The sequence below is a fragment of the Streptomyces sp. LZ34 genome (assembly GCF_053890475.1).
The window spans coordinates 10,483,915-10,498,096 of the sequence record NZ_CM132680.1 but is presented as its reverse complement, the minus strand read 5'-3'; the positions used below and the strand labels follow the sequence as shown (position 1 = coordinate 10,498,096).

At 67.8% G+C, this 14,182-nt stretch carries 14 protein-coding genes; 8 read left to right on the top strand and 6 right to left on the bottom strand.

The genetic code is table 11. The features are described from left to right. Positions 1 to 67: 67 nt before the first annotated feature. The gene (locus ACWY4P_RS45100; protein WP_456206630.1) at positions 68 to 1,369 is read right to left on the bottom strand and encodes an extracellular solute-binding protein; all 1,302 of its coding nucleotides are present in this window, start codon (positions 1,367 to 1,369) and stop codon (positions 68 to 70) included. A 146-nt stretch (positions 1,370 to 1,515) separates the two neighbouring features. After that, positions 1,516 to 2,550, bottom strand: a complete 1,035-nt coding sequence (locus ACWY4P_RS45095) for a LacI family DNA-binding transcriptional regulator (protein ID WP_456206629.1) — start codon at positions 2,548 to 2,550, stop codon at positions 1,516 to 1,518. Between the two features lie 263 nt (positions 2,551 to 2,813). On the opposite strand from ACWY4P_RS45095, the gene ACWY4P_RS45090 reads away from it, so the two are divergent. Next, positions 2,814 to 5,744 carry a GH32 C-terminal domain-containing protein gene (locus ACWY4P_RS45090; RefSeq protein WP_456206628.1) on the top strand — a complete coding sequence of 977 codons (2,931 nt, stop codon included), beginning with the start codon at positions 2,814 to 2,816 and terminating at the stop codon, positions 5,742 to 5,744. Positions 5,745 to 5,936: 192 nt separating this feature from the next. Here ACWY4P_RS45090 and ACWY4P_RS45085 read toward each other — a convergent pair whose 3' ends face one another. Further along, complete coding sequence (locus ACWY4P_RS45085; RefSeq protein WP_456206627.1) at positions 5,937 to 6,344, bottom strand: hypothetical protein; 408 nt, start codon at positions 6,342 to 6,344, stop codon at positions 5,937 to 5,939. Position 6,345: 1 nt separating this feature from the next. Here ACWY4P_RS45085 and ACWY4P_RS45080 point away from each other — a divergent pair, with 1 nt between their 5' ends. Further along, the gene (locus ACWY4P_RS45080) at positions 6,346 to 6,723 is read left to right on the top strand and encodes a hypothetical protein (RefSeq protein ID WP_456206625.1); all 378 of its coding nucleotides are present in this window, start codon (positions 6,346 to 6,348) and stop codon (positions 6,721 to 6,723) included. Positions 6,724 to 6,834: 111 nt separating this feature from the next. Here ACWY4P_RS45080 and ACWY4P_RS45075 read toward each other — a convergent pair whose 3' ends face one another. The 3 genes from ACWY4P_RS45075 to ACWY4P_RS45065 form a co-directional block, all read right to left on the bottom strand. Further along, positions 6,835 to 7,809 carry an NmrA family NAD(P)-binding protein gene (locus ACWY4P_RS45075; protein WP_456206623.1) on the bottom strand — a complete coding sequence of 325 codons (975 nt, stop codon included), beginning with the start codon at positions 7,807 to 7,809 and terminating at the stop codon, positions 6,835 to 6,837. A 183-nt stretch (positions 7,810 to 7,992) separates the two neighbouring features. Continuing rightward, a complete protein-coding gene (locus ACWY4P_RS45070) occupies positions 7,993 to 9,027 on the bottom strand; it encodes an alpha/beta fold hydrolase (RefSeq protein WP_456206621.1) in 1,035 nt (344 codons plus the stop codon). 30 nt (positions 9,028 to 9,057) lie between these two features. Beyond that, a complete protein-coding gene (locus tag ACWY4P_RS45065; protein ID WP_456206620.1) occupies positions 9,058 to 9,759 on the bottom strand; it encodes an SDR family oxidoreductase in 702 nt (233 codons plus the stop codon). Positions 9,760 to 10,091: 332 nt separating this feature from the next. Here ACWY4P_RS45065 and ACWY4P_RS45060 point away from each other — a divergent pair, with 332 nt between their 5' ends. The 6 genes from ACWY4P_RS45060 (at position 10,092) to ACWY4P_RS45035 (ending at position 14,134) form a co-directional block, all read left to right on the top strand. Beyond that, positions 10,092 to 10,688 carry a TetR/AcrR family transcriptional regulator gene (locus ACWY4P_RS45060; RefSeq protein ID WP_456206618.1) on the top strand — a complete coding sequence of 199 codons (597 nt, stop codon included), beginning with the start codon at positions 10,092 to 10,094 and terminating at the stop codon, positions 10,686 to 10,688. A gap of 166 nt (positions 10,689 to 10,854) precedes the next feature. After that, positions 10,855 to 10,998 carry a hypothetical protein gene (locus ACWY4P_RS45055; protein WP_456206616.1) on the top strand — a complete coding sequence of 48 codons (144 nt, stop codon included), beginning with the start codon at positions 10,855 to 10,857 and terminating at the stop codon, positions 10,996 to 10,998. Between the two features lie 10 nt (positions 10,999 to 11,008). Then, on the top strand, positions 11,009 to 11,266 hold the full coding sequence (locus tag ACWY4P_RS45050; RefSeq protein WP_456206614.1) for a hypothetical protein: 258 nt from the start codon (positions 11,009 to 11,011) through the stop codon (positions 11,264 to 11,266). A gap of 89 nt (positions 11,267 to 11,355) precedes the next feature. Continuing rightward, positions 11,356 to 12,063, top strand: a complete 708-nt coding sequence (locus ACWY4P_RS45045) for a nitroreductase (protein ID WP_456206613.1) — start codon at positions 11,356 to 11,358, stop codon at positions 12,061 to 12,063. Between the two features lie 372 nt (positions 12,064 to 12,435). Beyond that, positions 12,436 to 13,557 (top strand): haloalkane dehalogenase, encoded by a 1,122-nt coding sequence (locus tag ACWY4P_RS45040; protein ID WP_456206611.1) that lies wholly within the window; start codon positions 12,436 to 12,438, stop codon positions 13,555 to 13,557. Further along, positions 13,532 to 14,134, top strand: coding sequence for a TetR/AcrR family transcriptional regulator (locus ACWY4P_RS45035; protein ID WP_456206609.1), 603 nt, complete (start codon positions 13,532 to 13,534; stop codon positions 14,132 to 14,134). Before ACWY4P_RS45040 ends, ACWY4P_RS45035 begins: the two co-directional genes overlap by 26 nt. The last annotated feature ends 48 nt before the right edge of the window (positions 14,135 to 14,182 follow it).

Sequence of the window (14,182 nt, the reverse complement as noted above, 5' to 3'; positions counted from 1 at the left end):
GGCCCGGTTCGGGCGCGCGGGAAGGCGCGGTCAGGGCCCGAACCGGACCGGGGCAGGGTGGGGTGGGTCAGCCGGCGGAGTAGTTGTTCATCTTCAGGTTGTTGTCGATGTCCTTCACGGCCTGGCCGAGAGCGTTCTTGGGGTCGGCGCCGGCCAGGATGTCCTTGGCCGCCTTCTCGAATTCGGTGGAGATGTACGGGTAGGCCGGGGTGACCGGGCGCACTTCCGCGTACTCGCGTGCGAACTGGACGAGCGCGTTGAACTTGCCGCCCGGCTGGTAGCCCTCGACCTGCTTCGCAGCGGCGTCGGTGGCCGGGATGGTGCCGGTGGTCTTGGCGTAGTCGACGAAGTACTTGGTCTGGCGGGAGAACTTCAGCCACGCCTGCGCGCCGGCCTTGTTGGAGCACGTGGCACTCATGGCCCACTGCCAGGAGGCGCCGCCGATCTTGGGCCCGTGACCGAAGTCGACCGGCGGGATGATCGCCAGGTCCTCGCCGAGCTTCTCGGCGTTCTTGGCCGCGTTCCAGCTGCCGTCCCACTGGATGGCACTCTTGCCGGCCAGGAAGTCCTTGTTCGGATCGGCTCCCGACTTCTTCGCCATGTAGCCCTTGGTCACCAGCGAGCGGAACCAGGTCGCCCACTCCACGGAGCTCTTGCCGTCGAGGCTGCCCGAGGCGGTCTTGTAGCCGTCGCGGTTGATCAGGTCGCCGCCGAAGCTCTGCAGCTGCGGGGAGTAGGCATACGGCCACCACTCGCCGCTGCCGCCGGTGCCCATCTCCAGCGGGTACGGGAACTTCCCGTTCTTCTTCAGCTTGGCCAGCGCGGAATCGAACTCGCTCTTCGTCCAGGGCTTGTCGATGGTCGGGACGCGGATGTCGTACTTGTCCAGCACCGACTTGCGGGCGAAGAAGGTCAGGGCGACGTCGTAGAAGCCGAACGAGTAGAGCTTGCCCTTGTAACGGCCGACGGTGCTGGCCAGCTGGTCGGACAGAGGTACCCCGCTGCCGGAGACGTCGATCGGGGACAGATAGCCGCCCCAGGCCCAGTTCGCCACGTTGGGGCCGTCCACGTCGAGCAGGCAGGGCAGCTTGCGGGCCGAGGCGGCGGCCACGACGGAGTTGTTGTAGTCGCTCTGCGGGAACGCCTGGAGCTTGACCTTGTACTTGCTCTGCGAGGCGTTGAAGTCCTTGATGATCTTCTTGACGACGTCGAGCTCGGCCGAGTTGCCGGCGTTGTGCGTCCACAGGGTCAGCGTGTTGCCACTGGCTCCTGACGTGCTGCCGCCGCTCCCGGAAGCGCATCCGGCGACCAGCGCGGTCGCCGCCGCGACGGCTACACTCGCACCAGCGAGGCGCCTGGTTCTGAACACCACGAGGTTCCTCCATCTCACTGAGACGGGTCTTGCCGGACCCGCCTTGGCGACCGGTTGCGACGGTCGCTGTTCTTGGTGGTCGTCCCGCCGCCCGGGAGTCTCAGGTCCCGGGCGGCGGGACAACTGTTTTCGGGTGCCCGGGATCAGCCCTCTGCGGGAGCGCCGATGGAGGCACGTTCCCGCAGCGGCATGGGCACACGGTGGACGGCTGCTTCGAGCGGCCCTTCGCCGAGGATCAGCTCCACGGCGAGGTGGCCGAGTTGGTAGTGCGGCAGTTTCAGCGTGGTGAGCGCCGGGCGCAGTACGGACGCGATGTCCTGGTCGTCGAAGGAGATCACCGACACGTCGCCGGGCACCGACAGACCCGCCTCGCCGAGCGCCTGGTAGGCGCCGAAGGAGACCCGGTCGGTCAGACACACCAGCGCCCGGGGACGGTGGCCCGCCGCAAGCAGCGCGGAGACCTCCCGGTAGCCGTCCTGCGTATCCCAGTCGCACTCGATGAGACCGTCCAGGCGTGCGCCGCCCGCTCGCAGGACGTCCTCCAGGCCGCGCATGCGCTCGTTGCCGGCGATGATCCCCTCAGGTGTGGCCGGGATGGCCTGGTGGCCGCCGATCGCCCAGATGCCCTCGGTGTGGCCGGCCGCGAGCAGGGCTCGGGCCGCGTCGCGGCCGGCCTCGAGCTCGTCCGGGACGACGGACGGCGCGTCGAAGCCGGGGGCCAGGCAGTTCAGCAGCACCACCCGGCGCCCGAACAGCTCCTTGGGCGGAGTCACGTACCGGGTGAACATGGACGCGTAGATCACCGCGTCGACCTGGCGGTCCAGCAGTGCGTGGACCAGCGACGACTCGGCGGCGCGGTCGCCACCCGCCTCCGTGATGAACAGCAGGTGGTCCCGCTCCCGGGCGGCCTCCAGAGCGCCGCGGATCACGTCGCCCGCGAACGGCGTCGTGGTGATCCGGTCCGACACGAACCCGATGGTCTGTGTCGACTTCGTCCGCAGGCTGCGCGCGGTGACGTTGGGGCGGTAGCCCAGCTCCTGCGCGGCGTCCAGCACCTTCTGGCGGGAGGCGTCGGAGATGCGCATGTCGGTGCGGCCGGCCAGGGCGAACGACGCGGTCGTCGGCGAGACGCCCGCCTTGCGGGCGACATCGGCCATGGTCACACGACGTTCAGACATCAGCTGCCCAGCTCCGTTGTTAAATCGGATTAGCAAGTTGCGACGAGACTGATACGCAGGTTCCCTGATGTCAACACTCCGGATATATCGAATAAGAAACAGTGGCGATATGCTCCTTTTGCGAGGGGCTTCAGGTAACGCCAAGGTAAATCGGTATGCATTAGCTCTTGCGTTAGCAGGAGCGGCACGCGAACGATGCCGAGCCACCCGCTTAAACCGATTTGGCAGAGCGTCAGGCCTGCCGCGCCACCCAGGAGCCAGCCATGAGGAGAAGAACAGCCCTCAGTGTCGTGTCCGCCGCCATCGGCGGCGCCGTCGTCCCACTCTCGTTCGCTCCCGTTCCCGCCGCCGCCAAGGAACGGCGCCACCCTCAAAGCGCCACCTCCCGCTGGGACTTCGACGAGCGCGCTGGCACAGTCACCCGTGAGGCGGTCTCCGGCTCCGCCGACCCCATCGGCTACGTCTTCACCGACGCCCGCTACAAGCCCGACAGCGATCCCGTACGGCGCCGCGGGGTGCGCGGCCGGGCGCTGTACTTCGACGGCTACTCCACCGTCGTCACCGCCGAGAGCCCCGGCAAGCTCGACCCCGCCGACGGCATGACCCTTGACGTGTGGATCGCGCCGTACGCGTACGAGCACGGCATCGACGGCAAGCCCCAGGCGCTGGTCAACCAGCACGACCCGGACGCGAAGAGCGGATTCCTGCTCGGGCTGCGCCGCTTCGGGCAGATCGTCTTCCAACTCGGCTTCGGAACGGACGTGATCGAGGTCAAGGGAGCCGCGGACAAGCCGGCCGCCAAGGGCAGGTGGACGCATGTCGCGGCCACCCATGACCCGGCCGCCCGACAGTTGCGCGTCTACCGTGACGGCCGTCTGATCGGCACCGCCGGCACCCCGGACAAGGCCCCCGTGCCGGCCCTGGGCGAACCGCTGCTCATCGGTCGGCACAACCGGTCCACGCTGCTGAACGGCGAGTTCCACGCCAACATGTACATCGGGCTGATGGACAGCCTCGTGATCCGCCCGGGCACCCTGGACGATACGACGGCGCAGCAAGAACACGCCGACACGATCGCGGCTCTTCCCGGCGGTCGCGTGCCCCGGCCGGACCTGGTCCAGCAGCGGGCCTGTTACGACGGCGACCGGCACCGCCCCCAGTTCCACCTGCTGCCGCCCTGGCACTGGATGAACGAGCCGCACGCGCCCGTGTACTTCAAGGGCAAGTACCACATCTTCTACCAGCACGATCCGTTCGGCCCCTACTGGGGTCAGATCCACTGGGGGCACGCGGTCAGCACCGACATGGTGCACTGGCGGGACCTTCCCATAGCCCTCGCGCCCGCCGCGGACTCGATCGCGCCGGACGGCTGCTGGTCGGGCTCGGCATACGTCGACGGCGACCGAGGGCCGGTGCTCTTCTTCACTGGAGGCGACGACCGGCTGCCCTACCGCCAGCGCACCGGGCTCGCCGTCTCCGACTACCCGACCGACGGCGACACGGACCTGCCCACGTGGACGATGAAGTCCGAGCCGGTCACCGAAGCCCCCGCAGGTCTCCCGGCCGGCCCCGGCACCGCGTGGGCGGAGAACTTCCGCGACCCCTTCGTCTGGGAGGAGGACGGCGTCTGGTACCAGCTGACCGGCAGCGGAATCGTCGACTACGACGGCACGCAGGTCACCAAGAAATACGGCGGTACCGCGCTCGTCCATACCGCCCGCAGGCCCGAAGGCCCCTGGACGTACCGCGGCCCGCTGCACTGGAACGATCTCGCCACGATGGCCGAGCCCGGCGAGGTGTGGGAGTTGCCGGTTCTCCTCCCGCTCCCCGGCCCCAAGGGGCAGCGCAGCGGCAAACACATCCTGCTGGTGAGCCCCTGGTGGGAGGCGTTCAACCCGAACGCCGTCAAGCACACGTACTACTGGATCGGCACCTTCGACAAACGCGAGTGCCGCTTCGTGCCCGACCACGAAAAGCCCCGCGAGTTCGACTTCGGCGAGCACTTCACCGGCCCGTCAGGCTTCGTCACCCCCGACGGCCGCTCCGTGCTCTTCAGCATCACCCAGGACCGCCGCAGCGAACAGCAGCACGCCCAGGCCGGCTGGGCACACAACGCCGGGATGCCCGTCAGCGTGTCTCTGCGCCAGGACGGAACCCTCGGTGTCGAACCGATCGCCGAGGCGGCCGGCCTGCGGGGCCGGAGACTTGTCACGATCCGCCAGGTCTCGGTGGAGGAAGCGAACCGCAGGCTCGCCGACGTCTCCGGCGACATGCTGGACATCGAGGCCGTCATCGAGCCGCGCGACGCGACGACCATCACTCTGGCCATCCGGGCCAGCGCCGACGGAAGCGAGGAGACACTGCTCTCCTACGACACGACCAAGCGGCGTTTCTCCATCGACCGCAGCAACTCCAGCCTCGACCCGGATGTACGCAAGGGCGTCCATGGGGGGACCGTGGAACTCGACCGGGGGCGCCTGAGGTTGAGGGTCCTGCTCGACCGCTCGATGCTCGAGGCGTACGTCAACGGGGCCAACAGCCTCACCAGCCGCGTCTACCCCACCAGAAAAGACGCCACCAGCCTACGGCTGACCGCCGAGGGAGGTGCCGCCCGAGTCCTGGAGCTGGACGTCTGGCGAATGAACGGCGCCTACGACACACCGGTCGCCCCCGCCGCATATGATCCACCGCGCCCGACGGACGTCGATGCCCTTCCCAACCACGACTTCGCCACCGGGGACCTCACCGGGTGGACCGTCGTTTCGGGCACCACCTTCAGCAACGCCAACGTGACCACCAGCACCGACTGGGGCTGGGGCGGACCTTTCTATCAGGCCGAGACGGAGGACGACCCAGCCGGCCACCACCTGTGGGGCTTCAACCCGAACGCGGGCGGCGACGACGCCACCGGGGTGCTCCGCTCCACCACCGTGGTCCTCGGCGGAGACGGCATGATCGATCTCCTTGTAGCCGGCGGCAACGACCCCGACCGGCTCTACGCGGCGGTCGTCCGCACCAGCGACGGCAAGGTGCTGGCCAAGGCAACCGGTCGCGGCGTCGAGCAGTACCGCCGGGTCGTCTTCGACCTGTCCGCCCACATCGGTGAGCGGATATACGTCGAGGTCGTCGACCAGGCAACGGGCGGCTGGGGCCACATCAGCGTCGGCGACGTCAACCTGCCCGTCCGCAAGTAGTAACGACTGCCACCGTAGCCGGACGACGCACGCCGGGCTCACAGGGCAATGACCGCGGTCCCCAGCGATGAGCAGGCGCGTATGCAAGGATCTTTGCGGCCCCGCCCAAAGCCGAGGCCGCTCAGCCTGCCGAACCCTGTGGTCTGCAGGAGCCAGCCTGTGCCGCTCGCGCTACGGTCCCCCAGCCGGTACTCAACACCGGAACCGCGCCTCAGGCACCGTCAACCTGTACGACTCCGTCGCCCGATTCGCATTGAGGCCCGATTCGATCATCACCTGCGCGTTCATCGTCATCGACCTACCGGTTTCGCCTGGTGGACCGAATCGGGCGACAGAGTCGCACAGGTTGGTGCCGCCGTCCTCGAAGTCGGCGTCGACGAAGCCGTGTTTCTTCAGCTCGTTGCGATAGCTCGGAAAGCCGAGATAGAAGTGGGCGTAGTCGCGGGCGATCGCACGGGCCCGGTCAGGATCGGTACCGAGGACGACCGCCTGCTCGCTCCGGTCCCAGCACGGCCCTGGCAGCTGCCGTGTGCTCCGGGACCACGAAATAGGGGTGAGCGCCCGCGCTTCGTCGACCTGCCAAACTCGAGCATTTTCCAAGTTGGCCGGGCTGCTCGACCAGGCCAGGCCCCCGTTCGGGCACCTCGTCATCGCGCCGGTCGCCATCCAGGCGCTGCCCGGACACGAGATCACCGCCCTGCAGACCCAGGGCCTCGACCTCTCCCGCGGCCCCCTCGAAGCGCGCCGTGGTCTCCTGCTGCACACGCTCTACCACAAGCAACTCAGCCACCAGCTCGCCGCCGACTGGATGACCCACCGCCACCACCGGTGCCCCACCTTGACCAACCCCCACCTGCTAATTAGCCAGAAGAGCGCAGTCAACCCCGACCGCCCAGCCGTCAACATCGGCACGCTCCGCAATGTCCTGCCCAAGGGCCTGACGCTGGACGGGCTACGCCAAGACCGCAGCCTCAACTAGGCCCATGATCCGGGGCGGCTGCGAATTCCGACTGGGCCTCCGGCAGGCCAGGTAGCGCTCGGCGTTCAGGGCCGCGACCGCGCCATTTCCGGCGGCGTGAGGGACTGCGGCTCAGGCAGACGCCAGCTTCCGGATCCGCGGATGGTTCTCCAGCGCCCACCGCACGGTCTTCGGCGGGCGCCCGAGCAGGGTCTCCAGCTGGTCGGTGACGCCGCGGTACCCCCCGCCGCCCATCAGCCGGGTCAGGGTCTTCAGGTGCTCCGCAATATGCGGAAACGCGGCCATGGCGCTGTCCACGTAGGTCTCGTTCCAGGTTTCGACCTCTACGGGAACATAGACGACCTGGCGTCCCAGCGCGGCCCCGAAGTCCTCCGCGAACCCGTGCATGTCCTTCAGTTCCGGACCGGTGAGATCGTAGGACTTCGAGATGTGCGGCGCCGGGTCGACCAGGATCTTCACGCACAGCTCCGCCACGTCGTAACCCGCGATGGGCGCGAGCCGGTGGTGGCCGAAGGGCAGGCGCAGTTCACCGTTGCTCAGCGGGCCCAGCGCCAGCCAGGTCAGGAGGGGGTTCTCGACGAACATGGCCGCCCGCACGTTGACGGTCGGGAGGCCGGACCACTCCAGCACCTGCTCGGCGACCCAGTGAGCCCGTTGCTGCGGCGACCACTGCGTGACGAGTCCACCGAGCCATGAACGCCGCTCCTCCTCTGGCGCTGTCATCTTCTCGAACGTCATGAAGGACTGTTCGTACTCGGAAATGTTGACGAAGACCTCGATGTCGCCCTGAGCCCGCGCCGCCGCGGCCATCAGGCTGACGGCGTCGGTGTAGTACGGCGACAGGCTCATGCTGAAGTAGATGCGGCGGCAGCCCTTCAACGCGGCGGTCACGTCGGCGATGTTGAGCAGGTCACCGACGAAGACCTCGGCCCCTGCCTGGCGGAGTGAGTGCGCGCGTTCGTCGTCCTGGCGCACGAACGCGCGCACCGGATGCCCTTGTTCAACCAGCATGTCGACCATCGTTCGGCTCACACCACCGATTTCGCCGGCGGCACCGGTGATCAGGATAGGGTTGCGCTCTGGCATCAGTGTGTCCTCTGTCTGGTTGGGGTGGGTCAGCTATTCACAAAGCCCAGGGTGTGGTCGGCGACCTCTTGGGCTGCTCAGGTGCAGGAAGTGTCCTGCACGAGGGTACGAAGGTCCGCTCGAAACCGTTCTTGAACGTGGCGTCCATGCCGCGGTAGTAGACCAGGGTCTCGGTGCGTAGAGTCATCGGAGCACCGAGCCATCGATGCGGGCGAGGAAGTCGAGGAGTGCGGCGTTGACCTCGGCGGGACGCTCCTGCTGTGTCCAGTGCCCGCATCCCGGTAGGACCACCGGGTCGTGCAGTCGTGGCGCGAGAGCGCTCAGCATGTTGCCCGACCCGCCCTGACCACGCAAAAGAGCGCTCAGCGGGCTGCCCTCCTCCGGGCCACGCAATGCGGTGACCATGTCACGGTCTCCCACCACGTACAGCGCGGGGACGTCGATCCCACGCCCCCGGAAAGGCGCGAGCAGTTCGTTGTTGCGTTCGATGTTCCGGTACCAGTTGAAGGCTCCAGTGAAGGCCTGCTCGCCGTGCAGGGCGAAGTCCTCGGCGTATACCTGGATGTCCTCCTCCGTCAGCCAGGCCGGGAGAGCGGGCGACTCCGGCATGGTGTCCAGGAGGCCCAGTCCGTCGGGTATGACCAACGGGCGGGGTTCCTTGCCGAGCGGGTTGTCGCCCGAGGCACCGACCAGGAGGCGGCGGAAGGAGTCCGGGATGTCCTTGGCGAGCTCTGCGTCAGCGACTCCCAACTGCTGGAAGTAGACCTGGTAGAAGCCCTCGCCGTACTGGGTGCGGGTGATCGAGGGCGGGACCATCCCGCCGGGCAGAATGGGCGGAATGCTGAGCCCGGCCACCGCGCGGACCTTGTCCGGGCGCAGCATCGCCGCGGTCCAGGCAACGGGTGCGCCCCAGTCGTGACCCACGATGACCGCCTGCTCCTCCCCGAGCTCCTCGATGAGGGCGATCATGTCGCCGACGAGGTGGAGCAGCGTGTACGAGGTGACGTCCGGCGGCTGCTCGCTGCGAGCGTAGCCGCGCTGGTCCGGGGCAACGACCCGGTACCCGGCCGCCGCCAGCGCCCCGAACTGGTGACGCCAGGAGTACCAGCTCTCCGGCCAGCCGTGCAGCAGCAGGACCAGCGGCCCCTGCCCCTGCTCGGCGATGTGCAGCCTGACCCCGTTCACGTCGACGAAGCGGTGGGTGAGCGAACCTTCCACAAGGATTTCCTTTGAATCGGTAAGTGCGTGCTACTGGTTCAACTGCGCGTACATGACTTCCAGATCAGCAGCCAGTTGCAACTTGACCCAGCGGGTGGTGTCGTCGGCCAGCACCTCGTGTGCCCCCGCCTCGATCCCGTCGAGCGCGGCCACGGCGACGTCGCGGGGATCGGCCTTGGGCGCGTCGATACCCGACGTCATGTCCGTGTTCACATAGGCCACGTGGAGCCCGGTCACCGCAATGCCGCGCGGCTGCAACTCCAGGCGCAAAGAATTGGTCTGCGACCACAGGGCGGCCTTGGATGCGCTGTAGGGCGTGCCGTCAGCCAGCCAGGACAGGGCGGAGTGGACGTTGAGGATGTGGCCCCCGCCGTTGCGCTCGATGATCGGAACGAAAGCCCGGGTGACCAGCAGCGGCCCGTAGAAGTTGGTCTCCAGGTCCCGGCGCACGTCCTCCATCGCGGAGTCGAGGTACGAAGCGCCGACCGAGGCGCCGGCGTTGTTGATCAGGATGGTGACGTCCTGGGCCTGCTTGGCGGCTGCCGCCACGGACACCGGGTCGGTGACCTCGAGCGCCACCGGAACGGCATGGGAGTGCTTCACCGTGCGCGGGTCACGGGCCGTGGCGTAGACCTTGCCGGCACCGCGCGCGTAGAGCTCCTCGACCAGCTCCTTGCCGATACCGCGGCCGCCTCCGGTGACGAAGACGGTGGCGCCCTTGACTGCCGTCACGACTGCCTCCAGAAGTAGAAACCGATCGGTTTCCTCTACCGTAAACCGATCGGTTTCGCCATGCAAGTCAGTCGAGCCTCGCCTTCGAACCACCGGCGCTATCTGGGTTTGAGAACTGATCCAAGGAGGTCAGAGCACCACCGCACGCGACGCCGATCGGCAACCGCCGGATCCAGAGCGCCGCGAGCCCGCCAGCACTGATCGGCAAGGCCTGGCTGCGGTCCAGGCGAGGGTCGAATTGACCGGATGCCGCCTCCGTTTTATGCTCAACTTCGCGCGGAGTCAGCCTCCGTTTTTTCGGTGTCGCAGGATCGTATGAGGCAGGAGGACATATGAGCGCCAGGGGACAGCAGGGGCGCAGGCCCCGTGCGGACGTCCAGCGCAACCGTGCGGCCCTCCTGGAAGCGGCGCAGCGTCACTTCCTGAGGTATGGCGTCAGCGCCTCCCTGGAGGCAGTGGCCAAGGAGGCGGGTGTAGGGCCTGCCACGCTGTACCGGCACTTCCCCACCCGGGAGGCGCTGCTGGCAGCCGTGTTGCAGACGCGCTCCGAGGAACTGGTGGCCCGCCGGGCGGACATCGCTCAGCTCGGCGACGCCTCCGAGGCGCTGCGGCAGTGGCTGCGGGCCATGGAGGAGTACTTCAGCGCCTTCAGCGGACTGCCGGAACCGCTCATGGCCGCGGCCAGGGAGCAGGAACCAGGCAACCCGCTCACCCTGCCCTGCGACACCCTCATCGCCACCACAGACGAGTACGTGCGGGCCGCGCAGCTCTCGGGGCAAGCGCGCCCGTCGGTGGAGGGGTACGACCTGTTCCTCGCGGCCGTTTCCGTTGCCTGGATCAGAGGCACCGGCGCCACCGACGAGGAGTCGCTCGACCGTCTCCGCGCACTCATCGAAAGCGGATACCGCGACCGGGACAACGAGGAGTAGACCACCAGCCGCTCACCTCACAGCGGGCTGCCGGAACACCCCTGGAGCCGCCGGGAAGTCCCGGCGGCGGCGTTCCCCCGCACAGTCATCACACTTCGGCGTCGCCCCCGGGGTGGCGTAACTTCGAGAGGGGCAAATCTTGAGAATTGGTGTTATAGGTACGGGAGTGATCGGGAAGACGTTGACGCGCACGTTCAGCGCAGGCGGACACGACGTTCAGGTGGAGAACTCCCGGGGCCTTGCAGACCAAGGGCGTTCCGGCGGGAACCCCCGGGCGCATTGCGCTCCCGGTCGCCGCCGACTCCGATGAGGCACGGCGCGTGGGCATGCGCCTGGTGGACGAAAGTGGCTTCGATCCCTTCGATGCCGGGGTGCTGGCCGACTCCTGGCGCCAGCAGCCGATGACGCCCGCCTACTGCACCGAGCTGAGCCTTGAGGACCTGGTACCGGCCCTGGAGGCGGCCGAGCGGACCAAGGCCCCGCTCAGCCGTGACCGCATGATGGAGCGCTTCGCCGCCTTTACAACCGCGCCCACGCTGGAGGAGGTCGTCGAGCTCAACCGCTCCGTCCACCGCTGACACACCCGGCGCTGCCACCCCTTGCCACAACTAACCCCATGAGGCACAGCCGCGATCACGCGAACTGAGCCCACTTGAGAGAAATGGTTTTGCCCACCACGGCTTCGCTCTTCACCGACCTCGTGCGGTCCCGGCGCTCCGTTCGGAAGTTCCTGCCCGCCCCGCTGTCCCCGGCGGACATCCGCGGCGTGCTGGAAGATGCCCAAACTGCCCCGTCGAACTGCAACACCCAGCCGTGGACGGTGCATGTCGTCTCGGGCGCGGCGCGGGACGCCCTGAGCAAGGGACTGCTCCAGGCCGATGAGGAGGGGCGTTTCTCCTACGATTTCACCTTCGACTACGCCGACTTCGGCGAGGGCGCCTACCTCGACCGGGCGCACAACCATGCCGCGACCCTCTACCAGGCTCTGGAGATACCCCGCTCGGACCGGGTAGCCAGGAAAGCAGCGGCCCGCGAGAACCTGAATTTTTTCGGCGCACCCCATGTCGCCTTTCTCTTCACGCCGGCGTTCGGCGACGGGGTGCGGGCAGCCGGTGACATCGGCATGTATGCGCAGAACTTCCTGCTCTCGCTGACGGCCCGGGGACTCGACGGCATTCCGCAGACCATGCTCGGGTTCTACGCCGACACCGTCCGCGAGTTCCTGGGCGTTCCCGAGGAGCTCAAGCTCCTGTTCGGCATCTCCTTCGGCACAGCCGACCCGGCCGCACCAGCGAACAGCTTCCGCATGGGACGAGTCCCGCTTGAGCAGAGCGTTGTCCTGCACGAGACCCCCGGAGTCCTCGACGAGCAGTAGTTCCTCCACCGGCAAGGGACACTGGCAAGTAAGCCGGGGCCGACGCCCGGCCGGCTGGCCGAGGCGTCCACCGCTGGGGCTGTCGTGCGGGCAACAGCCCCCGACACCACCCATGAGTAGCGCAGGCCCCCAGAGCATGCGTCCCTCAGCTACGCGCCTGGGCCGCAGTCCAGGGGTGAACTCCTGCTGGTGATGGCCAAGTGACCGAAAGCGCCGGCACCGACACAGGGGGAGGACCCGACCGCATGACCGCAAGGGGGAGCCGCAGCACCGACGCCGCCACCGAGGCCCGGTGACCGGCGAGAACGGCCCGCGCTGTTCCGCGAATGCGCCCAGCCCAGCAGGAAACCGATCGGTGTACGCTGCGTCGGCATGGACATCGAACGAACACCTGACGAGCGCTTCGACGGCCTCGCCCATTGGCCGTATAAGCCTCGGTACGCCACGGTCGGTGAGGGCCTGCGCATGCACTACATCGACGAGGGGCCGCCCGACGGCCCGGTCGTGGTCCTCGCTCATGGTGAGCCGACCTGGGGCTATCTCTACCGCAAGATGATCCCCGGCTTGGTGGCATCCGGCCGACGTGTCCTGGTTCCCGACCTGATTGGATTCGGCCGCTCCGACAAGCCGGTCGACCCGGCCGCGTACACCTACGAGTCTCACGTCGCCTGGACCGGTGCCTGGCTGGACCAGCTCGATCTCGCGGACATCACCCTGTTCGGTCAGGACTGGGGTGGGTTCATCTTCCTTGTGCACGTCGGGCTCACACCCGACCGGTTTGCGGCCGTGGTCGCCGCCAACACCGGCCTGGCCGCCCCGGACGTCATGGCCGCGTTCACCCCGGAGCAGTTCGCGCCTGCAGCCAGCGCATTCCTGCACTGGCGGGAGCAGTCCGAGTCGCCCAACCTGACCGCCTCGTGGGCCGTCGGCAGCCCCGACAGCGCCCTCAACCAGACGGCCCACGTCCTCACCGAGGAGGACGCGGCTGCCTGCGACGCTCCCTTCCCGTCCGAGCGGCACTTCGCCGGAGCCCGGCAGTTCCCGCGGCTCGTACCGCTCGACGTCACAGACCCACCCGCCTCGATGCTGCGCCGCGCCTGGGCCGGGCTGGCAGCCTTCGAAAAGCCCTTCCTCACCGCCTTCGCCGAACACGAAGACGTCACGCTCGCATTCGAGCGGATCTTCCAGGCCCGCGTCCCAGGTGCGCAGGGGCGGGACCATGTGACGGTGCCCGACGCCGGTCACTTCCTGCAGGAGCAGCAGCCAGACCTACTGGTCTTTTCCGGACTACGCGCTGTTGCGTTCGGCGGTAAGCGGCAGTCGGTGCGGTTGTCACGGACAGCCTTGGGGCGATGGCCAGATGTGCTCCTCCAGCACCGGCCACACCAGCAAGGCTTCAAGATCGCGGTAAGAGTGGGCTTCCAAAAGAGTATTGCAACGAACGATCCAAAACGGCTAAGGTCGCGCCATGGCCCGACCGAGGACATTCGATGAGGAAGGTGCCCTGGATGCGGCGATGCGCACGTTCTGGGAGAAGGGCTACGAGGCCACCTCCACACAGGACCTGTGTGACGCCACAGGGCTGGGACGCAGCAGCATCTACAACACGTTCAAGAGCAAGCACGACCTCTTCGAGCGTGTACTGGCCCGCTACATCGACTCCATGACGACCGCCCAGCTGGCCGTCCTGGAGGACACCCGGCACAGCGCCGCTGACCGGCTGCGCACCCTGTTCGCCATGGTCGTCGACGGCGAGACGGAGACGGAACATCGGACGGGCGGACGTGGCCTCGGCTGTCTGACCGTGAACACCACGGTCGAGCTGGTCGCCCGGGACCCGCAGGCAGCGGAAATGCTGGACCGCGACACACGGCGTCGACTGACGGCACTGCGCGCGGTGCTCCAGGAGGGACAGCGGGAGGGCAGCATCACCTCCCCCCGCGACGCCGGAGCGCTTGCCCGCTTCGTCAACGCGGCGATCGGCGGCATGCGCATCTCCAGTCAGGGCGGTGCCGACCGGGCCGCACTGGAGTCGATCGCCGAAATCACCATGGACGCACTCACCGGCTGACGACGTACGCAACCGGGGCCGCGTCCACGCCTGCTCAAATTTTGGACC

Excerpts from the sequence above, each read along its gene's own strand:
- ACWY4P_RS45060 (WP_456206618.1), top strand. The coding sequence starts at position 10,092 with ATGAGCGCCAGGGGACAGCAGGGGCGCAGGCCCCGTGCGGACGTCCAG.
- ACWY4P_RS45075 (WP_456206623.1), bottom strand. The coding sequence starts at position 7,809 with ATGCCAGAGCGCAACCCTATCCTGATCACCGGTGCCGCCGGCGAAATC.
- ACWY4P_RS45035 (WP_456206609.1), top strand. The coding sequence starts at position 13,532 with ATGGCCCGACCGAGGACATTCGATGAGGAAGGTGCCCTGGATGCGGCG.
- ACWY4P_RS45095 (WP_456206629.1), bottom strand. The coding sequence starts at position 2,550 with ATGTCTGAACGTCGTGTGACCATGGCCGATGTCGCCCGCAAGGCGGGC.
- ACWY4P_RS45040 (WP_456206611.1), top strand. The coding sequence starts at position 12,436 with ATGGACATCGAACGAACACCTGACGAGCGCTTCGACGGCCTCGCCCAT.
- ACWY4P_RS45090 (WP_456206628.1), top strand. The coding sequence starts at position 2,814 with ATGAGGAGAAGAACAGCCCTCAGTGTCGTGTCCGCCGCCATCGGCGGC.